Origin of the sequence: Massilia sp. (genome assembly GCF_046293535.1) — a bacterium.
Classification (GTDB): domain Bacteria; phylum Pseudomonadota; class Gammaproteobacteria; order Burkholderiales; family Burkholderiaceae_D; genus Telluria.
In genome coordinates this window covers 181,381-202,723 of record NZ_JBKBOV010000002.1, presented here as the reverse complement: position 1 = coordinate 202,723, position 21,343 = coordinate 181,381, and the positions used below count along the sequence as shown (strand labels likewise).

Annotated in this window: 15 protein-coding genes and 2 riboswitches; of the genes, 10 read left to right on the top strand and 5 right to left on the bottom strand. The window is 67.0% G+C overall.

The features are described from left to right. Positions 1–273: 273 nt before the first annotated feature. Together ACK4S9_RS02265 and ACK4S9_RS02260 are read left to right on the top strand one after the other, a co-directional pair. A complete protein-coding gene (locus ACK4S9_RS02265) occupies positions 274–606 on the top strand; it encodes a hypothetical protein (protein WP_409720875.1) in 333 nt (110 codons plus the stop codon). A 271-nt stretch (positions 607–877) separates the two neighbouring features. Continuing rightward, positions 878–1,567: a hypothetical protein gene (locus ACK4S9_RS02260; RefSeq protein ID WP_409720873.1), complete on the top strand. Its 690-nt coding sequence runs from the start codon at positions 878–880 to the stop codon at positions 1,565–1,567. Positions 1,568–1,745: 178 nt separating this feature from the next. Here ACK4S9_RS02260 and gcvP read toward each other — a convergent pair whose 3' ends face one another. The 3 genes from gcvP to gcvT form a co-directional block, all read right to left on the bottom strand. Then, entirely contained in the window at positions 1,746–4,637 is a 2,892-nt protein-coding gene (gene gcvP, locus ACK4S9_RS02255; protein ID WP_409720871.1) for an aminomethyl-transferring glycine dehydrogenase, read from the bottom strand. A gap of 197 nt (positions 4,638–4,834) precedes the next feature. Beyond that, the gene (gene gcvH / locus ACK4S9_RS02250; protein ID WP_409720869.1) at positions 4,835–5,215 is read right to left on the bottom strand and encodes a glycine cleavage system protein GcvH; all 381 of its coding nucleotides are present in this window, start codon (positions 5,213–5,215) and stop codon (positions 4,835–4,837) included. 58 nt (positions 5,216–5,273) lie between these two features. Further along, positions 5,274–6,404 carry a glycine cleavage system aminomethyltransferase GcvT gene (gene gcvT, locus ACK4S9_RS02245; RefSeq protein WP_409720867.1) on the bottom strand — a complete coding sequence of 377 codons (1,131 nt, stop codon included), beginning with the start codon at positions 6,402–6,404 and terminating at the stop codon, positions 5,274–5,276. Between the two features lie 46 nt (positions 6,405–6,450). After that, positions 6,451–6,550, bottom strand: a riboswitch (glycine riboswitch). A gap of 19 nt (positions 6,551–6,569) precedes the next feature. Continuing rightward, positions 6,570–6,654: riboswitch (glycine riboswitch) on the bottom strand. Positions 6,655–6,820: 166 nt separating this feature from the next. Between gcvT and ACK4S9_RS02240 the strand changes: the two genes are divergently transcribed. Next, entirely contained in the window at positions 6,821–7,381 is a 561-nt protein-coding gene (locus ACK4S9_RS02240; RefSeq protein ID WP_409720865.1) for an ATP-dependent Clp protease proteolytic subunit, read from the top strand. Between the two features lie 83 nt (positions 7,382–7,464). On the opposite strand, the gene ACK4S9_RS02235 is transcribed toward ACK4S9_RS02240, so the two are convergent. Continuing rightward, the gene (locus ACK4S9_RS02235) at positions 7,465–7,656 is read right to left on the bottom strand and encodes a hypothetical protein (RefSeq protein WP_036245977.1); all 192 of its coding nucleotides are present in this window, start codon (positions 7,654–7,656) and stop codon (positions 7,465–7,467) included. Positions 7,657–7,948: 292 nt separating this feature from the next. Between ACK4S9_RS02235 and ACK4S9_RS02230 the strand changes: the two genes are divergently transcribed. From ACK4S9_RS02230 to ACK4S9_RS02200, 7 genes are all read left to right on the top strand, one after another. Continuing rightward, entirely contained in the window at positions 7,949–10,201 is a 2,253-nt protein-coding gene (locus ACK4S9_RS02230) for a DUF1631 family protein (protein ID WP_409720863.1), read from the top strand. A gap of 118 nt (positions 10,202–10,319) precedes the next feature. Further along, positions 10,320–13,844, top strand: a complete 3,525-nt coding sequence (smc, locus tag ACK4S9_RS02225) for a chromosome segregation protein SMC (protein ID WP_409720861.1) — start codon at positions 10,320–10,322, stop codon at positions 13,842–13,844. Continuing rightward, positions 13,841–15,028 (top strand): cell division protein ZipA C-terminal FtsZ-binding domain-containing protein, encoded by a 1,188-nt coding sequence (locus ACK4S9_RS02220; RefSeq protein ID WP_409720859.1) that lies wholly within the window; start codon positions 13,841–13,843, stop codon positions 15,026–15,028. The genes smc and ACK4S9_RS02220 overlap by 4 nt, the downstream gene beginning before the upstream one ends. 7 nt (positions 15,029–15,035) lie before the next feature. After that, on the top strand, positions 15,036–17,372 hold the full coding sequence (ligA, locus tag ACK4S9_RS02215; protein ID WP_409720857.1) for an NAD-dependent DNA ligase LigA: 2,337 nt from the start codon (positions 15,036–15,038) through the stop codon (positions 17,370–17,372). Between the two features lie 12 nt (positions 17,373–17,384). Next, complete coding sequence (gene galU / locus ACK4S9_RS02210) at positions 17,385–18,278, top strand: UTP--glucose-1-phosphate uridylyltransferase GalU (RefSeq protein WP_409720855.1); 894 nt, start codon at positions 17,385–17,387, stop codon at positions 18,276–18,278. Next, positions 18,275–18,811 carry a peptide deformylase gene (gene def / locus ACK4S9_RS02205; protein ID WP_409720852.1) on the top strand — a complete coding sequence of 179 codons (537 nt, stop codon included), beginning with the start codon at positions 18,275–18,277 and terminating at the stop codon, positions 18,809–18,811. Before galU ends, def begins: the two co-directional genes overlap by 4 nt. Further along, a complete protein-coding gene (locus ACK4S9_RS02200) occupies positions 18,811–19,293 on the top strand; it encodes a hypothetical protein (protein WP_409720850.1) in 483 nt (160 codons plus the stop codon). Before def ends, ACK4S9_RS02200 begins: the two co-directional genes overlap by 1 nt. Positions 19,294–19,422: 129 nt before the next feature. On the opposite strand, the gene ACK4S9_RS02195 is transcribed toward ACK4S9_RS02200, so the two are convergent. Next, positions 19,423–21,180: a DUF885 domain-containing protein gene (locus ACK4S9_RS02195; RefSeq protein ID WP_409720848.1), complete on the bottom strand. Its 1,758-nt coding sequence runs from the start codon at positions 21,178–21,180 to the stop codon at positions 19,423–19,425. Positions 21,181–21,343: the final 163 nt, after the last annotated feature.

The window sequence follows — 21,343 nt, the reverse complement described above, 5'->3', positions numbered from 1 at the left end:
TGACACGAGGATATGGAAATATCTAGAACATAACTTCTAAAGCCTGAGTTAGTTAAATAAATACAGGGAGACCAACCCATGCACCACAACAAGCTTCCCCGCACCTCCCCTGGCTGAACGCCAGCCCTGACCATCCGCTTCACCGTTATTCGTTTCACCCGCCAGTCGCAACCCGAGACGACGCAGATTGTCCGCGACAACCGGCAACGCAGGTGACCGTTGGCATTGCGCCACCGCTGCGCCCGTGCCGGATATGACAAGAATGGAGACAGTATGAAGAAGTCAGTAGCTGGCATAACTGCACTGTGCGCATCCACCCTGGCCCTGGCCCAGGAGCCGGGCGGAGCGCATGCGCCAGTCGCCAGTGGCAGCCTCAAGATCCACTGCGTGACCGGGATCCAGCTGGCACGCTGCCGAACCCTGGATCCCGGAACCCTGCTGGCGGCCGGGTCGAATTCCGAAACCGCCTTCGGCGCCACCTGCCGGGCCGGTCCGATATCTCCCTGCTTCAGCCTGTTCCCCCTGGCGATTCCGGTGACCGAGCGCGGCACTGTGCGCCTGACCCACGATCTACATACCAGCGGCCTGGCCGACAGCGACCCGTAACACGACGGGATTGGCCACGCCTGCGACGTCAGCCGCAGGCCGATGCCGATGGCTGCGACCATCCATTTTCTGCCGGATGGTGCCGCGCGCCGTCCGGCCTTCCAAAGCCCGCGCCCGCGCGTCGGCAGGTCGGTCGAGACCATGACGGCAGGCCTGGCTTGACGCTTCTGAACCGTTCCGAGCGCATCCGGGCCCGATTCATTCCAGTTCGCAACGCAGGACCGGGTGTGGAGCGCACCCGGAATATCGCAGTTCCAACCGAGGATCAGACATGTCCGAGCAATCACCGTGGTTTTTTATCGTTCACTGGCTCCGGCTGTACTTTGGCGCCAACCTTCTGTTCTCCGGCATCCGCTACGCGGTTACCGGCTTTGTCCCCGAAATTCCAGGCGTCGGCGGCGAGTGGGTCCAGGCCAACGCAAATATCTACCTATACCAATTCATCAAGTACCTGGAAATCGTGACCGGCGCGATGCTGTGTCTTAACCGCTATCCGTTGTTGGCACTCATCCTCCAGTTTCCAGCCTCGATCAATATCTTCTGGCTCAATACGTTCATCGTTGGTACCCCGCGCCAGCTATTCTCGGGTCCGCAGGAGCTGTTCATGAACGGCTCACTGCTGCTGGCCTACAGCGGCTGGATGGCTGCGGCGCTCAAGCCGAAGCTCGAGCCGCTCTGGTTGTGGCGAGGAGACCTGGCCTACCGGCCCGGCATCGGCAGCCGCCTCGTCGGCGATGCCAATAACAGCAGCGTGAATGCCACGACCGGCGGGATGAAACGCACAAACGGCAAATGGATCGCCATCGCGGCGTGCGCAGGCTTGACCGCAGCGGCATATATTGGTTCGACCGGACTGTTCTACGCCGACTTCAGGGAGATCCGCAATCGTGACCTGGTGGGGTATGCCGTGGCGTGGATTGGCATGCTCTACATGATGGCACGCCGCAGCGCGCCCGGCTGAGCATCGGGACGTGGACTGCACGCAGGAGAGGCGCTGAAGTCGAGTCGTGGACACTTCGCGCGGCCTCGGCGCTGATCCCCTTGAGCTGGGCCGCCGGCCCGGCCCTGGACCCGGTCGAGGCCCATAAAAAATGGCGGCCGCAAGGCCGCCATGCAAACTCTGGAAGTTCCAGATTTTCTTACTCGTAGTCGCTGATCGGCGCGCAGCCGCAGAACAGGTTACGGTCGCCGTAGACGTTGTCCGCGCGGCCGACCGGTGGCCAGTACTTCTTCTTGCGCAGCGAGGCCACCGGGAAGGCCGCCACTTCGCGCGAGTAGGTGTGGGCCCACTCGTCGGCGGTCACCACCTCGGCGGTGTGCGGAGCGCCCTTGAGCGGGTTGTCCATCTTGTCGTACTCGCCGCGCTCGACCTTCACGATCTCGGCGTGGATGGTGATCATCGCTTCGATGAAGCGGTCCAGCTCGGCCTTCGATTCCGACTCGGTCGGCTCGATCATGAGCGTGCCCGGCACCGGGAAGCTCATGGTCGGGGCGTGGAAGCCGAAGTCCATCAGGCGCTTGGCCACGTCCTCGTTCGAGATGCCGGTCTTGTCCTGCAGCGGGCGCAGGTCGATGATGCACTCGTGCGCGACCAGGCCGTCGTGGCCGGTGTACAGCACCGGGTAGTGCGGCGCCAGGCGGCGCGCGATGTAGTTGGCGTTCAGGATCGCCACCTCGGTCGCGGCGGTCAGGCCCGAGGCGCCCATCATCGCGATGTACATCCACGAGATCGGCAGGATCGAGGCCGAGCCGTAGGCCGCCGCGCTGACCGCGCCGATGCCCGCTTCGTTGCGGACGTAGCCGGTCGACAGCTGGTTCGGCAGGAACGGTGCCAGGTGGGCGCCGACGCCGATCGGGCCGACGCCCGGGCCGCCGCCGCCGTGCGGGATGCAGAAGGTCTTGTGCAGGTTCAGGTGGCTGACGTCGCCGCCGAAGGCGCCCGGCGCGGCCACGCCGACCATCGCGTTCATGTTGGCGCCGTCGACATACACCTGGCCGCCGTGCTGGTGCACGATCTCGCACAGTTCGCGAATGCCTTCCTCGAACACGCCGTGGGTCGACGGGTAGGTGACCATGACGCAGGCCAGGTCCTTGCTGTACTGCTCGGCCTTGGCCTTCAGGTCGGCCAGGTCCACGTTGCCGTTCTCGTCGCAGGCGGTGACCACGACCTTCATGCCGACCATGCTGGCCGATGCCGGGTTGGTGCCGTGCGCCGAGGACGGGATCAGGCAGATGTTGCGGTGGCCTTCGCCGCGCGACTGGTGGTACTTCTGGATCACCAGCAGGCCCGCGTACTCGCCCTGCGAGCCGGCGTTCGGCTGCAGCGAGATCGCGGCGTAGCCGGTGGCGGCGCACAGCATGGCTTCCAGCTGGGCGATCATCTCGCGGTAGCCGACGGTCTGGTCGTTTGGCGCGAACGGGTGGATGTTCGAGAATTCCGGCCAGGTGACCGGGATCATCTCCGAGGTCGCGTTCAGCTTCATGGTGCAGGAACCCAGCGGGATCATGGTGCGGTCCAGCGCCAGGTCCTTGTCCGCCAGCGAGCGCAGGTAGCGCAGCATCTCGTGCTCGGCGTGGTAGCGGTGGAAGGTCGGGTGGGTCAGGTAGTCGGTGCTACGGGCCAGTGCGGCCGGGAAGGCGTCCTGGATATCCGCATCCAGCGCGTCGATGTCGACCGATTTGCCCGCTTCTTCACCGCCTGCGAAGATCGCGAACAGTGCCGCCAGGTCCTCGCGGGTGGTGGTTTCGTCCAGCGAGATGCCGACGTGGCCGTCGTCGATGCGGCGCAGGTTGATGCCGGCCGCTTCGGCCGCGGCGTGCAGTGCGGACGCATCGCCCTTGACGGTCAGGGTGTCGAAGTAGGTCGTGTTGAGCACCTCGGCGCCGAGCTGCTTCAGGCCGGCGGCCAGGATCGCGGTCTGGCGGTGCACGCGGGTGGCGATTTTCTTCAGGCCCTGCGGGCCGTGGTAGACAGCGTACATGCCGGCCATCACGGCCAGCAGCACCTGGGCGGTGCAGATGTTCGAGGTCGCCTTTTCGCGGCGGATGTGCTGTTCGCGGGTCTGCAGCGCCAGGCGGTAGGCCTGGTTGCCCTGTGCGTCCACGGTCACGCCGACCAGGCGGCCGGCCATGGAACGCTTGTATTCGTCGCGGGTGGCCAGGTAGCCGGCGTGCGGGCCGCCGAAACCGAGCGGCACGCCGAAGCGCTGGCTATTGCCGACGACCACGTCGGCGCCCCAGGTGCCCGGCGCTTCCAGCATCGTCAGGGCCAGCAGGTCGGCGGCGACCACGACCATGGCGCCGGCGGCATGCAGGTGTTCTACGGCGGCGCGGTAGTCGCGCACTTCGCCGTTCACGCCCGGGTACTGCAGCAGCACGCCGAAGCAGGTCTCGTTCAGGGTCTCGATCTCGCTCGCGCTGACGACGCGCACTTCGACGCCGATCGGCTCGGCGCGGGTGCGCACCACTTCCAGGGTCTGCGGCAGCACGTCGTCGGCCACGTAGAAGACCTTCGAACTGGACTTGCCGACGCGCTGCAGCAGGGTCATGGCTTCGGCGGCGGCGGTGCCTTCGTCCAGCATCGACGAGTTGGCGATGCCCATGCCGGTGAGGTCCGTGATCATCTGCTGGAAGTTCAGGATCGCTTCCAGGCGGCCCTGCGAGATTTCCGGCTGGTACGGGGTGTAGGCGGTGTACCAGGCCGGGTTCTCGAAGATGTTGCGCAGGATGACTTTCGGGGTGTGGGTGCCGTAGTAGCCCTGGCCGATCATCGACTTCATAACCTTGTTCTTCGAAGCCAGCGCACGCAGGGTGTCGAGCGCCTGTTCTTCGCTGCGCGGTTCGACGAACTGGCCCAGGTCCATCGTGTCCTTGCGGCGGATGTTCGCGGGCACGACGGCGTCGATCAGGGCGGCGCGCGAGGCGTAGCCCAGGGTCGACAGCATGGCTGCCTGTTCGGATTCGGACGGGCCGATATGGCGCGGGATGAAGGAATCGCGCGCTTCGAGTTGGGTGAGGCTGGAGCGGGTCATGGTAATGGCCAAGAGAAGGAGCTGGCGCGGGTAGCGCCGGGGTATCGAAGATGGGGGCTGCTAAGGCTGCTGCAAGGGTGTGGCAGTTGTAGGGTGGGCGGGTCTTCCGCCCGAACGTTTACCCAGAGAATGCGTTGCCACAAATCGTCCGTGAGTTGAACGCGCGGGCGGCGGAGCCGCCCACCCTACGAAAAACATCAAGCGCCAGTGGTCTTGCCGTAGGCGTCGGCGTCGAGCAGCTTGTCGACCGCGCCGGCGTCCGTAGGCGCCAGCTTGAACAGCCAGGCGCCGAAGGCGTCCTGGTTGATCGAGTCCGGAGCGTCGGCGACCGACTGGTTGACGGCGGTGACGGTGCCCGAGACCGGAGCGTAGATGTCGCTGGCGGCCTTGACCGACTCGACCACCGCGGCGTCGTCGCCGGCGGTGAATGCCTTGCCGACCTGCGGCAGTTCGACGAACACGATGTCGCCCAGCGCGTCCTGCGCGTATTCGGTGATGCCGACGGTCAGGGTGCCGTCGGCCTCGCGGCGCACCCACTCGTGGGACTCGGTGTATTTCAGGTCGGTTGGGATGTTCATGTAAGGCTCCAGTAGAGGGTGAGGCGGTAGTATAAAGCTTGTTGTTGGTTTTTTTGGGTCAAGCAGCGAGAACTTTGCCGTTACGCACGAACGGCAGTTTCACCACGCTGGCAGCCAGTTTCTTGTCGCGGATTTCCACGTGCACGGTGTCGCCCACGGCAACGTCGAGCGGCACGCGCGCCAGCGCGATCGCCTGCTGCATGCTCGGGCTGAAGGTGCCGCTGGTGATTTCGCCGCTGTTGCCCGAGGCGGCGACGACCTTCTGGTGGGCGCGCAGGATGCCGCCTTTCTCGCGCAGGATCAGGCCGACGAAGTTGGCCTGCTGGCCCTTGGCCTGCAGGGCGGCCTTGCCGATGAAGTCGCGTTCCGACACCAGGTCGATGGTCCAGCCCAGGCCGGCGTCCAGCGGGTTGATGTTCTCGTCCATGTCCTGGCCGTACAGGTTCATGCCGGCTTCCAGGCGCAGGGTGTCGCGCGCGCCCAGGCCGGCCGGCTTGACGCCCGCGTCCTTCAGGGCATTCCACAGGGCTTCCACCTGCGAGGCCGGAACGCCGATCTCGAAGCCGTCCTCGCCGGTGTAGCCGGTGCGCGCCACCATCGCTTCGCCGAACGCGGTATCGGGGACGATCACGACGTTGAAGGGTTTCAGGGCCTCGGATGCGGCCTGGGTCTCGGGCAGCACCTGCCAGACCTTGGCGCGCGCGTTCGGGCCCTGCACGGCGACCAGGGCGATCGGATCGCGATTTTCTTCGCTGCGGTCGCGACGCTGGGTGACAGTCACGCCGGAGCCGGTGGCCTCGTTCTGTTGCGAGATCCAGGCCACGTCCTTCTCGGCGGTGCCGGCGTTGACCACCAGGCGGAACCAGTCTTCGCTGAAGTAATAGACGATCAGGTCATCGATCACGCCGCCCTCAAGGTTCAGCATGCAGGAGTAGAGCGCCTTGCCGGGAACTTGCAGCTTGTCGACGTTGTTGGCCAGCAGGCCGCGCAGGAAGGCGCGCACGTTCGCGCCTTTCAGGTCCACGACGCACATGTGCGAGACGTCGAACATGCCGGCATCAAGGCGGACGGCGTTGTGCTCTTCGATCTGGGAACCGTAGTTGACCGGCATGTCCCAGCCGCCGAAATCGACCATCTTGGCTCCGAGGGAGCGGTGTGCGGAATTGAGCGGGGTCGCTTTGAGCGTCATGGAATCCTCGGGCAGTAAATAGGGGGCGCGCACCCATGCGGGTGCCTGTATCCCCTCTGTCCTTGGTACCTGAGAGATAGCGGCATGCGCCGCCTGCCCCTTCGGTGGGCCCCGTGTTGGCGGAGCCGCTCTCCAGAGTGTGAGCCGGCCGCGCCTTGCGCTGCCGCTCCCTGACCAGTCCTTTTGCCTGAGAGTTTGTGGGTAGTGCCCCTTCGGCGGCAGTGTCGCTGCGCTCTCCCGGTCAAGACTGTGGAGGATATGCCAGCCTTGGTTTGGTGTCAACCGAGGAGGGGGCTCCCGCAGGGGGATTGGCGCTTGCCAAGAAGAATTGCCGCGCACTATTGGCGGATGCCGTGAGCGGGCCTGCGGGCGTGTTTTGCTACACTTGTCTTACACACTTTGCAGTGGGAAAAACTATGAGCGAAGACAAAGCACAGAAGGTCAAGGAGGCCTGGTTCACGCTGTCGGGCGACGTCAACAGCGACATGGTGCACCGGGTGTTCGAAGCGGCATCGATGATGACCGAGGATGGCATCGAGACGGCCCATGTGCTGGTGCAGTCGAACGGCGGCTATGTCAGCGATGGCCTGTGCCTGTACAACTTCCTGGCGAATTCGCCGATCAAGTTCGTGATGTACAACGGCGGGGCGGTGGCCTCGATCGCGGTCATCCTCTATCTGTCGGGCAGCGAGCGCTACTGCAGCGAGACGGCGCGCTTCATGGTGCACAAGTCGCACGCGACGGCCTCGCCCGGTTCGCGCCCGGACGCGCTGAACATCATCGTCGAAGGCCTGCGCGCCGACGACGCCCGCACCGAGTCGATCCTGCGCAAGTGCATTGAACTGACGCCGGAGCAATGGGCCATCCACCAGTACTCCGACCTGCACCTGAATTCGCGCGACGCCAAGGCCGCCGGACTGGTCAACGATATCCGCGACTTCCGGCCGCCGAAGGGCGGCATGCTGCGCAATATTTGACGTCTTAAAAAAAGAAAAGCCCATCGCGACTGCGACGGGCTGGCGACAATGCCTGTCGTGGGCAGGCCGGGCCTGCCGCGCGATCAGCGCTTCTTGTCGTTCTTGTGGCTTTGACGGCCGGCTTCGGCGTGCTGTTCCGGAGTGCCGCCGCGGGTGCCGCCGCTGCCCCCCGAGCGCGAGCCCGAACCGGAGCCCGACTGCTTGTTGCCGCCCTGGCGGCCTGCCTCGGCGTGTTGCTGCGAGCTGCCGCCTTGCTTCGATTTACCTTGGGCCATGATCATTTCCTTTCAATGTGGGAAAGTGTCCTGCATGCCGAGCTGTGGATCGTTACCGCAGCATTTCCGGTCGACCCATCATGCGATTCGAACTGTTGAATCGGTATCGGACCGGGGCGTGAACCAGTGTAGGACAGCCACCGACGATCTCAAGGCATTATTTTTTCGCGACCGTGGCGCGCCGCAGCGCGCGGGTGCGCCTGCGTCAAGCGCATCCGCGTGTTTTTCTATTGCCATATGGAAATAGTGTGGCACAATGGGATAATCGATCCCCCGTTCAAGCATCCAGGCCGTGAATACCGCCCAGACACCCGCCGTCCGCAAGGCAGCCAGCGCGCAGCAGGCGACGCTGCACGCGCTCGTCGCCGTCGCGGCCGGGCTGGCCGCCGATGGCCTGGCGGACATGGTCGGGCGCATGACGGCCGTGTTGCTGGACATGACCACCGCCGGCAATGACGCGCAGGCGGCAGCGCGCCGCATCCGCTCCGGCAATCTGCTTCAGGACAATGCCTACGCTTTCGTGCATCTGGCCTCGACCGGCATCGAAGCGGCCCTGCGCAGGGAAGCGGCCTTGCTGGCGCCGGCAGGCAAGGCCGCCAGCCCCGCGCCCCTGACCCTGAGCCTGGTGCCCCTCGAGGAGATGGACAGCCAATTGGCCTTCGCCGCCATCAGCCGTCCCTTCGACATCCAGCATTCGGAGAGCCTGGCCGGCCTGGGCGTGCGCCTCGGACTGCTGCTGGGGCGCGAGCTGGTGCGTGCCAGCCACAACCCTTTCCGTCCCGAAGTCTTCCTGCGCGCCTTGCAGGAGGCCTGGTGCGAGTTCGAGCCCGACGCCGCGGCGCATGGGCTGATCGTGCCGCTGCTGCGCCCCGGGATCGTGTTCGACTTCAAGCCCATCCTCGAGGCCGTGGGCGACAAGCTCAAGCCGGCGCGCGCCCGTGACGAACGCTTCGCCAAGACCGACGGTAGCGCCGCCGCCAGGGCCGCGCGGGCGCGCCGCGACGCCGCGGTGTCGCAGCAACTGCGCCAGTTGTTCGGCGCGGCCGAGGCTGCTGCCAGCGCCGAGCTCGACATCCCCCTGATCCCCAACCTGCCCCAGGGCAGCGGCGGCTGGCGCCCGAGTGCGGCATCCGGCTTCGCCGCCGCCGTGCCGGCGGACGGCCGCCGGAGCGTGGCGGCACAGACCGAGGCCCAGATGGCCGGGCCGGCGGCAGCGGCGGCGTCCTTCCCCGCGCCGCTGATCGACGTGCTGGAAAAACTGTCCGGTGGCGTGCCCGGCGCCGCTTTCCAGGGCGCGGCAGCGGCCCCGCACGAGCTGTTCTACCTGCCGCGCCTCAAGCAAAGCCTGCCGCGCGGCAGCCTGTCTCGCGGTGACGAGACCACGCTCGACCTGCTGTCGCGCATCTTCGAGACCGTCCTGCTCGACGAGTCGATCCCGCAGGAGACGCGCGAACTGATCGCCTTCCTGCAGGTGCCGGTGCTGAAGGCCGCACTGAAGGACCGCAGCTTCTTCTTCGAAGACGCGCACCCGGCGCGGCGCATGCTCGACCTGCTGTCGAATGCAGGCTGGGAGCGGCCGGCCGGCCCGGACGATCCGGTCTACCGCGCCATGCGGCGCGGGGTCGACAAGCTGCGCCGCGAAACGCAGCCGGAAGCGTTCGCCACCGCGGTGGCCGACCTGGAAGCCAGCATCGCCGAGCGCGAACAACTGGACGAGGCCGCGATTGCCGGCCCGATCGCCCAGGCGACCCGCCAGGAGAAACAGGCGGCCGCCGCCCGTTCGGCAAAAAAGGCGGTGTCCCTGCGCCTGGCCGGCGAAGCGGTGCTGGCGCTGGTCGGCACCTTCCTCGAGCAGCGCTGGACCCCGGTCCTGGCGCTGGCCTATACCATCGAGGACGAGAAGCCGGGCGCGGTGGACAACGCCACCCGCGCCATGGACGACCTGATCTGGAGCGTCAAGCCCAAGGCGACCCAGGAGCAGCGCCAGGCGCTCATCAAGCGCCTGCCGGCCCTGCTCACCACCCTCAACAAGTGGCTCGATGCCGTCAAGTGGCAGGATGCCGAGCGCCTGCAGTTCTTTGCCGCCCTGGCCGAGTGCCATGCCGCCATCGTGCGCGCCCCGATCGAGCTGTCGCCGCAGCGCCAGCTGGAGCTGGCCGTGGAAGCGGCCCAGCAGGACGCCTTGCTGCGCATCGCCCGGGAGCAGGCCGAGGCCGCCGAACAGGAGGCGCCGCCGGACGCCGCGGGCGCCGCGCTGGCCGGCCTGGAGCGCGGCATGCGGGTCGAATTCAGCGGCCCGCGCGGTGTGCGCAAGCTGCGCCTGGCCTGGGTCAGCCCGCTGCGTACGCTCTTCATCTTTTCCGGCGCCAACCGCCAGGAGGCATTCTCGCTGCCGGCCGAGCGCCTGGCCGATGCTTTCCGTGCCGGCAGCATCCGCGTGCTGGCCGCCGAGGGCGTGGTCGGGCGCGTGCTTGGCGAGGCGGTCGGGCAGGGCGCCATGAACGATCCGGCACGCGAACCGGCATCGGCCGCCCGGGGCGGCTGATTCCGCTCCGGCACCCGCTACGGAATTGCCGGGTTCGCAAGACTTCTTCTTGGCCGAAAAGCAATCAACAGATGGTATGATTGGGTCTTCGACGACTCTCCAACCCAGCCGAAGCAACGTGCGCCTTTCATCCATCAAATTGTCGGGATTCAAGTCTTTCGTCGATCCCACCAATTTCCAGGTGCCCGGCCAGCTCGTCGGCGTGGTCGGCCCGAACGGCTGCGGCAAGTCGAACATCATCGATGCCGTGCGCTGGGTGCTGGGCGAATCCAAGGCCTCCGAGCTGCGCGGCGAGTCGATGCAGGACGTGATCTTCAACGGTTCCACCCACCGCAAGCCGTCGGGGCGCGCCTCGGTCGAGCTGGTGTTCGACAACAGCATGGGCAAGGCGGCGGGGCAGTGGGGCCAGTACGCCGAAATCGCGGTCAAGCGCACCCTCACGCGCGACGGCACCTCCACCTATTACATCAACGGCCAGCCGGTGCGCCGGCGCGACATCCAGGACATCTTCCTCGGCACCGGCCTGGGGCCGCGCGCCTACGCCATCATCGGCCAGGGCATGATTTCGCGCATCATCGAGTCGCGCCCGGAAGAGCTGCGGGTCTTCCTCGAAGAGGCGGCCGGGGTGTCGAAATACAAGGAGCGCCGGCGCGAGACCGAGAACCGGCTGTCGGACACGCGCGAGAACCTGCTGCGGGTCGAGGACATCCTGCGCGAACTGAACGCCAACCTGGAAAAGCTCGAAGCCCAGGCGGCGGTGGCCAACCGCTTCCACCAGCTCCAGAGCGACCAGGAAGAAAAGCAGAAGCTGCTCTGGCTGCTGCGCAAGAACGAGGCCAAGGCCGAGCAGGCGCGCTACTTCCGCGAGGTGGAAGAGGCGCAGACCGCCCTCGAAGCCCAGACCGCCAAGCTGCGCAACGTCGAACTCGAGCTGGAAAACATGCGCCAGGCGCATTTTTCGATCGGCGACGGCCTGCACACGGCGCAGGGCGCCCTGTACCAGACCAATTCCCAGATCGGCAGCCTGGAAGCGCAGATCAAGTTCGTGGTCGAGTCGCGCACCCGCCTGCAGAACCAGCTCGGCACCCTCGCCGCCCAGCGCGATGGCTGGCTGGCCCAGCGCCAGGAATACGAGGAACAGTTGGTCGAGGCCGAGATCACGCTGGAGGAACTGGGCGCGCGCGCCGAAGGCGCCCAGATCGCGCTCGAAGCGCATGGCGAACGGGTGCCGGAACTGGAAGCGGCCTGGCGCCAGGCGCAGGAGCGCTCGAACGAATCGCGCGCGCGCATCATGCAGGTACAGCAGCGCATCGAGCTGGCCAGCGCCCACCAGCGCAATGCCGCCAGCATCCTCTCCAGCCTGGCCGCCCGGCGCGAACGCCTGCAGCAGGAGCGCAACGGCCTGAACCTGCCGGACAGCGCCACCCTCGACAACCTGCGCCTGCAACTGGAAGAACGGCAGCTGGCGCTGGAAGAGCAGACCATGCTGCTGGACGAAGCCAGCGCGCGCCAGGAAGCGGTGGAGCAGGAACGCAAGGATGCCCATGCGCAGGTCACGCAGGAGTCCGCCGCCAGCGCCCAGCTGGAAGCGCGCCTCGCCGCGCTGCGCCAGCTGCAGGATCGGGTCCAGACCCAGGGCAAGGTCCAGCCCTGGCTGGAAAAGCACGAACTCGCCAAGCTGCCGCGCCTGTGGCAAAAGCTCGATATCGAGGAAGGCTGGGAGACCGCGCTGGAAGCCGTGCTGCGCGAGCGTTCCGGCGCGCTGGAGGTGTCGAACCTGGACTGGGCCAAGGCCTTCTTCGGCGACGCGCCGCCGGCCCGCCTGGCCCTGTATTCGTTGGCGCCGGGCGCGCCGCTGCCTGCAGTCGCGCCCGGGCTGAAACCCCTGGCAAGCCTGCTGCGCCTGAACGACCCGGGCCTGCGCGGCGTGCTGAACGACTGGCTGCACGGGGTCTACGTGGCCCAGGACGCCGCCGAGGCCTTTGCCCAGCGCGCGAGCCTGCCGCCGGGCGGCTGTTTCGCGACGCCCCAGGGCCACCTGGTCACCGTATCCTCGGTGCGCTTCCATGCGCCGGATGCGGAGCAGGACGGCATGCTGGCGCGCCAGCACGAGATCGAGAACATCACCAGGCAACTGCGCGCCCAGGCCCTGCTGCTCGACGAAGCGAAGACCCGCGCCACCCGCGCCGATGCGGCGGTGAGCGAGCTGGCCCGGCGCCTGCAGGACGCCCGCCAGCGCTCGGGCACGCTGCAGCGCGAAGTGCACGCGCTGCAGATCGAGGTCCTGAAGCAGAGCGAGATCGAGGCGCGCTTCAACCAGAGGAGCGGCCAGATCGCCGCCGACTTGTCGGAGATAGCGGCCCAGGAGGCCGAGCAGCGCCAGGCCGCGGCTGAAGCCGAGCAGGAATTCGAGCAGCTCGACATGGAGCTGGCCGAACTGCAGGGCAGCCACGAGGACGGCCAGACCGCTTTCATGGAACAGGAGCAGCTACTTTCCGATGCGCGCCAGAAGCTGCGCGACCTCGAGCGCGGCGCCCAGGAGGCCCAGTTCGCCGAGCGCTCGCAGCGCAGCAAGATCGAGGAACTGCGCCGCAGCATCGCCACCGCCACCAGCCAGGCCGACCAGGTGACCGCCAGCCTGGGCGCCGGCCGGCTGGAGCTGGAAGCGCTGGAAGCCGGCACCGCCCACGAGGGCCTGCAGGAACTGCTGGACCGGCGCGCCACCGAGGAGCGCGCGCTGGCCGACGCTCGCCATGAACTCGACCAGATCACCCAGCAGCTGCGCCAGCTCGAGGAAATGCGCATGGGGAACGAGCGCAGCCTGCAGCCGCAGCGCGACCGCATCACCGAGATGCAGCTCAAGGAGCAGGCCGCGCGCCTGAACCAGGAGCAGTTCGCCGAGGCGCTGGCCGCCACCGGCGCGGTCGAATCGGAACTGGCGGAAAAACTCCTCCCGGACATGAAGCCGCAATACCTGCAGGGCGAGGTCACGCGCCTGACCAATGCCATCAGCGCGCTGGGCGCGGTGAACCTGGCGGCGGTGGACGAGCTGGCCCAGGCCACCGAGCGCAAGCGCTACCTCGACTCGCAGAACAACGACCTGCAAGAGGCGATCAATACGCTGGAAGACGCGATCGGTCGCATCGACCGCGAGACCCGCGAGCTGCTGCAGGACACCTTCGATCGCGTCAACAACCACTTCTCGGAACTGTTCCCGATCCTGTTCGGCGGCGGGCAGGCCAAGCTGGTGATGACCGGCGACGAGATCCTGGATTCGGGCGTGCAGGTGATGGCCCAGCCGCCCGGCAAGAAGAACGCCACCATCCACCTGCTGTCGGGCGGCGAAAAGGCGCTCACCGCCACCGCGCTGGTGTTCTCGATGTTCCGCCTGAACCCGGCGCCGTTCTGCCTGCTCGACGAGGTCGACGCGCCGCTGGACGACGCCAATACCGAGCGCTTCTGCCGCATGGTGAAGCGCATGTCGGACCATACCCAATTCCTCTTCATCTCGCACAACAAGATCGCGATGGAGATGGCCACTCAACTGATCGGTGTGACGATGCAGGAGCAGGGCGTATCGCGCATCGTGGCGGTGGACATGGAGTCCGCCGCGAATTTCGCTACTGAGGCACAAGCAGCATGACTGATTTCCAAATGACCCTGATCGCGGCAGGCGGCGTGTTCGTCGCCGGCGTCATCTCGTATAACAAGTGGCAGGAGTACAAGGCCCGCAAGAGCGTCGAGCGCGCTTTCGCGTCGGATCACGACGATGTGCTCATGCGCAGCGGCGAAAGCCCGCTCGAGGGCGCCGCCGTGGAACGCCAGGAACCAATGCTCGACCTCGGCGCCGATACGCCGGTGGCGCCGCTGGACGTCGCGCCGGCCGAGCCGAAGCTGGACGCTGCGGCCCCCGTGACCGCGGCCGCCGCTCCCGCAGCGCCCACGCCGGCGAGCGGCCCGCGCACCCCGACCACGGTGGCAGCGCTGGCCCCGGCCATGCCGATCCCCGAGGGCACGCCCCCGGCGGAACTGGCCGACAGCCTGGTCGACCCGCTGATCGACTGCATCATCCCGCTGAACTTCGAAGGCGCCCTGCGCGGCGACAAGATCCTGCCGGCGCTCTCGAAGCTGCGCCGCGTCGGCAACAAGCCGATCCACTTCGTCGGCTTCGCCGTCAGCGGCGACTGGGAGCCGATCGTGCACGGCGGCGTCTACACCAAGCTGCAGGCGGGCGTGCAGATGGCCACCCGCACCACGGCCCTGAACGAGATCGAGTACTCGGAACTCGTCACCCGTCTGCGCGCCGTGGCTGATGAAATCGGCGCCGAACCGGAAGTGCCGGACATGATCGAGGTGATGAGCGAAGCGCGCACCCTGCACCGCTTCGTGGCCGGCCACGACGCCCAGCTGGGCGTCAACCTGGCCGCCAACGGCGCCCCATGGGCGATCTCGACCCTCATCGGGGCGCTGGAAAACCAGGGCTTCGACGTGCGCCCGGACGGCCGTTTCGCGATGCCGGACGGGCAGGGCGGCGTGCTGTTCACGCTGTCGACCAACGTCACCCTGGGCGCCGACACCACCAACCGCCTGACCCTGCTGCTGGACGTGCCCTGCGTGGCGCCGGGCCGCGACGGCTTCGGCGCCATGGTCAAGTGCGCCAAGGAGCTGACCCAGCGCCTGGACGCCACCATCGTCGACGACTTCGAGCAGCCGCTGCCCGACCCCGCGCTGGAAGAGATCAAGGGCCAGGTCGCCGAGTTCTACCAGGAGATGGAAGCCTCCGACATCCCGGCCGGCTCCACCCGCGCACTGCGCCTGTTCGTCTGAGGTCCGCATGACGGTCCCTCAGGACATCCTCGACCGCATGGCGTGGCTGGTCAAGGAGCTCAACCGCCACATCTACAACTACCACGTGCTCGACGCGCCGACCATCCCGGACGCCGAGTACGACCGCCTGTTCAAGGAACTGCAAGACCTGGAAAGCGCGCACCCGCAGGCGGTGAGCAACGACTCGCCGACGTCGCGCGTGGGCGCAGCGCCCATTCCCGAGTTCAAGCAGGTGACGCACTCGGTGCCGATGCTCTCGCTGAACAACGGCTTCATGGACGAGGACGTCGAGAATTTCGACCGCCGCGTGCGCGACGGCCTGGACACCCATCAGGTCGTGTACTCGGCCGAACTGAAGTTCGACGGCCTGGCGATCAGCCTGCGCTACGAACACGGCGTGTTCGTGCAGGCCGCCACCCGTGGCGACGGCTACACCGGCGAGGACGTCACCGCCAACATCCGCACCGTCAGGGTGATTCCGCTGCGCCTGCACGGCGACGACGTCCCTGCCGTGCTGGAAGTGCGCGGCGAAGTGCTGATGTTCAAGGAGGACTTCAACCGCCTCAACGGGCGCCAGCGCGAGGCGGGCCAGAAGGAATTCGCCAACCCGCGCAACGCGGCCGCCGGCAGCCTGCGCCAGCTGGACGCGCGCATCACGGCGCAGAGGAAGCTGCGCTTCTTCGCCTACGGCATCGGCCGCCTTGAGGGTGCCGGTCTGCCTGAATCGCATTCGGCGGTGCTCGACTGGTTCGACCGCCTCGGCCTGCCGGTCTCGAAAGAACGCGCGGTGGTCACCGGCTGCGCAGGCCTGCTCGGCTACTACCGCAGCATCGGCGAACGCCGCGCCGCCCTGCCTTACGAGATCGACGGCGTGGTGTACAAGGTCGACCGCGTGGCCGACCAGGTCCAGCTCGGCTTCGTGTCGCGCGCGCCGCGCTTCGCGCTGGCCCACAAGTTCCCGGCCGAGGAGGCGCTGACCGTCGTCTCGGCCATCGACGTGCAGGTCGGCCGTACCGGCGCCATCACGCCGGTGGCCCGGCTCGTGCCCGTCTCGGTGGGCGGCGTGACCGTCACCAACGCCACCTTGCACAACGAGGACGAGGTGCTGCGCAAGGACGTGCGCGTGGGCGACACCGTGATCGTGCGCCGCGCCGGCGACGTCATTCCCGAAGTGATGTCCGTGGTGCTGGAGCGCCGTCCGAGCCCGGAACCGGCGCGCTACAAGCTGCCGGAATCCTGTCCGGTATGCGGCTCGCACGTGGTGCGCGAAGAAGGCGAGGCGGTGGCGCGCTGCTCGGGCGGCCTGACCTGCGCCGCCCAGCGCAAGGAAGCCATCCGGCACTTCGCCGGCCGGCGCATGATGGACATCGAAGGCCTGGGCGACCGTTACATCGACAGCCTGGTCGAGTGCAGCCTGATCCACGGCGTGGCCGACCTGTACAAGCTGACCCTCGACGATTTGCTGAAGATGAAGCGCCTGGCGGACGAGCGCGACGGCACCACGCCGGAGACCGTCAAGCAGGGCAAGGTCGCCACCAAGTGGGCCGACAACCTGCTCGCGGCGATCGCGGCCAGCAAGCATCCGCCCCTGGAGCGCCTGCTGTTCGCGCTCGGCATCCGCCACGTGGGCGAATCGACCGCCAAGACCCTGGCCGACTGGCTGGGACGCTTCGAGCTGGTGCGCCGGGCACCAAGCGCGCTGCTGCGCGTGCTGCCCGACATCGGCGGCACCGTGGCCGAAGCCATCGCCGAATTCTTCGCGGAAGAAAAGAACCAGCGCGAGATCGACGCGTTGCTGGGCGCCGGCGTGGCGCCGCAGGGCGAGCATCCACCCAGGGCGCAGCTGCGCGAGAAGCTGGAAGAAGTGAACCTGCTGGCGGCGCTCGGCATCCCGAAGCTGACCGAGCCGCGTGCGCGCCAATTGCTCGCCGCCGGCCAGACCCTGGAGTCGCTGGCGCACCTGAACGTGTTCGGCGTATTCGGCCTGCCGGCAAGCGTCGCCGATGCGCTGGAGGCGTGGATGGCGCAGCCCGGTCATCGCGAGCAGCTCGCCGCGCTGGCCCGGCTGCGCGCCGAACTGCTGGCCCAACTGCCGGAAGCAGCGGCGGCCGAGGGCCACCTGGCGGGCAAGACCTTCGTGCTGACCGGGACCTTGCCGACCATGAGCCGCGAGGCTGCCGGCGCCCTGATCGAGGCCGCCGGCGGCAAGGTGTCGGGTTCGGTGTCGAAGAAGACCTCCTATGTGGTGGCCGGGGCCGAGGCCGGCAGCAAGCTCGCCAAGGCCGAAGAACTGGGCGTTACCATCCTTGACGAAGCAGGCCTGCTCGCCCTGCTCAATTCCTGAGAGAAGAAGAACATGACCCTGATCCGCAAAGCAGTCTTCCCCGTCGCCGGCCTCGGCAGCCGCTTCCTTCCCGCCACCAAGGCGCAGCCGAAGGAGATGCTGCCGATCGTGGACAAGCCGCTGATCCAGTACGCCGTGGAAGAGGCGGTGGCCGCGGGCATCACCGAACTGGTCTTCATCACCGGCCGCAACAAGCGCGCGATCGAGGACCATTTCGACAAGGCCTACGAGCTCGAATCGGTGCTGGAAGCGGCCGGCAAGGAGGCCCTGCTCGAGACGGTGCGCGGGGTGATCCCGAAGAACGTCAACTGCATCTACATCCGCCAGTCGGCGCCGCTGGGCCTGGGCCATGCGGTGCTGTGCGCGCGCCCGGTGGTGGGCAACGAGCCCTTCGCCGTGCTGCTGGCCGACGACTTCATGGACACCGACCCGGGGAAGAAACCGGTGCTGGCCCAGATGACCGACCTGTACGCCTACGAGCGTTCCAGCATCCTGGCGGTGCAGGACGTGCCGCGCGAGAACACGCGCCAGTACGGCATCGTCAGCGCATCGAGCTACCGCCCGAACCTGGAGCTGGTCTCCGGCATCGTCGAGAAGCCGGCGCCGGACGTGGCGCCGTCCACGCTGGCGGTGGTCGGCCGCTATGTGCTGTCGGGTTCGATCTTCGACTACCTCGAGAACCTCGGTACCGGCGCCGGCGGCGAAATCCAGCTGACCGACGGCATCGCCGCGCTGATGCGCGACGAACGCGTGCTGGCCTACCGCTACGACGGCCAGCGCTACGACTGCGGCTCCAAGCTCGGCTACCTGGAAGCGACCGCCGCGATCGGCCTGAAGCATCCGGAAACCGCCGAGGCTTTCCGCGCGCATCTGGCCTCGCTGTGCGAGCAGGGCAGGCTGCCGTGAGCGTGCGGCCGATCCTGCGCATGGGCGATGCGCGCCTGCTGCGCGTGGCCCAGCCCGTGCGCGAGTTCGACACGCCCGCGCTGCACGCGCTGGTCAAGGACATGTTCGAGACCATGCACGCCGCCAACGGCGCCGGCCTGGCCGCGCCGCAGATCGGCGTCGACCTGCAGGTGGTGATCTATGGTTTCGCAAGGAACGGGCGCTATCCGGAGGCGCCGCCGGTGCCGGAGACGGTGCTGATCAATCCTGTGTTGACCCCCTTGTCCGAAGAGATGGAAGAGGGTTTCGAAGGCTGCCTGTCCGTCCCCGGCCTGCGCGGCAGCGTGCCGCGCTACACGCGTCTGCACTACGAGGGGTTCGACCAGTTCGGCCAGCGCATCGTGCGCGATGCCGAGGGCTTTCATGCGCGCGTGGTGCAGCACGAGGTGGACCACCTGCACGGCATCCTGTACCCGATGCGCATCCGCGACTTTACGCGCTTCGGCTTTACCGACGTGATGTTCCCCGACCTCGATCCGAAGGCCGACGACTGATGCGCATTCTTCTCTTTCCGCTGCTGGCGCTGGCTGCTTCGCTGGCCCAGGCCGATGAGCTGTTGACGAAGATCGATACGGCGCCGAGGAGCGAATTCTGGCTCGACACCGGCTTTGCCACCGCCCACTTCGACAGCGACAAGGACCTGAACGGCGCCAACAAGGGACTCGGCGCCGAATACCGCTTCAACGGGGCGACCGCCGCCACGCTCGGCCGCTTCTACAACAGCGACCGCCGATGGTCGAACTATGCGGGCGTGATCTGGCAGCCGTACGCGCTGGGGCCGGTGCGCGTGGGCCTGGCGGTCGCGGCCTTCGACGGCTATCCGAACATGCGCGACGGGGGCTGGTTTCCGGCGGCGATTCCAACGCTGACTTATGAATACCAGCGGATGGGGCTCAACGTGGGGATCATTCCCTCGTACAAGGATCGCTTGTATGGTGGGGTGTCGTTCCAGCTCAAGTTCAAGCTGTTCGAGTAAGCAGGCAAACTTCGGCGAAATGATGCCGGTGGCATCATTTCGGCCTGCGCCGGGAACGACGGTTCGAGGCCAGTGGCCGGAGCACGTCGTTCCGGCAAAGGCCGGAACCCAAGTCAATGAAACCGAGTGTCAGCTCTCCTTCGGATACGGCGACTTGCCCCCCTCCGCAATGAAGGCATCGATCCGCTGCTGCAGCACCGGCAGCGGCACCGAGCCCAGCTGCAGCACGGTATCGTGGAAGTTGCGGATGTCGAATGTCGGCCCCAGCGCCTTCTCGGCGCGCGCGCGCGCCTCCTGGATCGCCATCTGCCCCAGGTAGTAGGACAGCGCCTGGCCCGGCCAGGAGATGTAGCGGTCCACCTCGGTCTCGACTTCGTGCTTGGCCAGGGCCGTGTTCTCCATCAGGTAGGCCTGGGCCTGCTCGCGGGTCCAGCCCTTGGCGTGGATGCCGGTGTCGACCACCAGGCGCGAGGCGCGCCAGGCCTGGTAGCTCAGCATGCCGAAGTGCTCGTAGGGGGTCTCGTAGATGCCCATCTCCACGCCCAGGCGTTCCGAGTACAGGGCCCAGCCTTCCCCGAAAGCGGAGATGTAGGCGCGGCGGAAGTTCGGCACGCCTTTCTGCTCCTGCGCGATCGGCATCTGGAAGGCGTGACCCGGCGCCGATTCGTGCAGCGTCAGCGCCGGCAGGCTGTAGAGCGCGCGCGCCGGCAGGTTGTAGGTGTTGACCCAGTAGGAGCCGGAGCCGCCCCGGCCGGCCGTGTAGAACGGCGCCTGGTCATCCGGCACCGGCAGGATCGCGAAGCGGCGCCGCGGCAGGTAGCCGAAATACTGGTCGGCCTTGGCGTCGAACTTCTTGGCGGTCCAGGCCGCGTGCATCAAGAGTTCCTTCGGCGTCTTCGCATAGAAGCGCGGGTCGGTGCGCAGGAATGCCAGGAAAGCCGGCAGGTCCCCCTTGAAGTCCACTTTCTTCATGGTGTCGTGCATCTCGGCGCGGATCTTCGCCATCTCGGCCAGCCCGATCTCGTGGATCTGGTCCGCCGTCATGTTCGTGGTGGTGAACTCGACGATCTTCGACTGGTAATAGGCTTTGCCGCCCGGCATGCTCTCGGCGGCGAGCGTGGTGCGGGCCTTGGGCAGGTATTCGTTGCGGAAGAAGGCCAGCACCTGGGCGTAGGCCGGCTGCACGTGCTCGCGGATGACGCTTGCCGCCTGCGCGCGCAAGGCTTCCTGCTCGGCAGCAGGCACCGAGCTCGGGAAATTCTTGAACGGGGTGTAGAACACGGTTTCCTGCGGCGTCCTGGCTTCGGCGATCGGCACCAGCGCCACGTCGCGGCCTTGCAGGCTCACCTGCGGCGGCGTGAATCCGCGCGCCAGTCCGGCGCGCATGTTGGCCGTCTCCTGGGCGAAATAGTCGGGCAGGGCGGCCAGCTGCTTCAGGTAGTTGCGGTAATCATCGAGCGTCTTGAAGGGGCGGCGCGCCCCGAAGGTGACGTTGGTCCAGAACGCGCTGTCGGCATTGACCGGCTGCTCGAACTCGCGGAAGCGCTGGGCGTCCAGCAGGGCGGCGATCTGGGCGCGGTAGACCGCGAAGTTGATGCGCTCATCCGCCGACAGGTCGGCCGGCCTGATCGCGTCGAGTTCCTTCATGATGCCTTCCCAGTAGGCGCGGCGCCGTTCCTGCGCCTGGGCGTCCACGCGCGCGAACGCCGGGCTGACGCCACGATCGTCCTCGGCCCGGGCGAGCCGTTCCGTGACGCGCCACTTCCATTCTTTCGTGTAGATTGTCTTGAAGCGCGCATCGGCGCTGGCGGCGGCCGTGGCCGGCGCCATCGTGCACATCAGCACGACACAGGCGGCCGACAGGACTGCACCCAGTTTCTTTTCCATGTTTTTCCCGCGAATGATGAGCGACATTGCTCGACGACACTATCTTAGCGGGGAAGACGATGTGACACTATTGCAAAATGTTTCCGGAAGATAGAAGGCGATTTTTTCAGTTTGCCGAACCGGCAAGTTATAATGCGCGCTGCACCGCGGGCGCAGGCGGTCC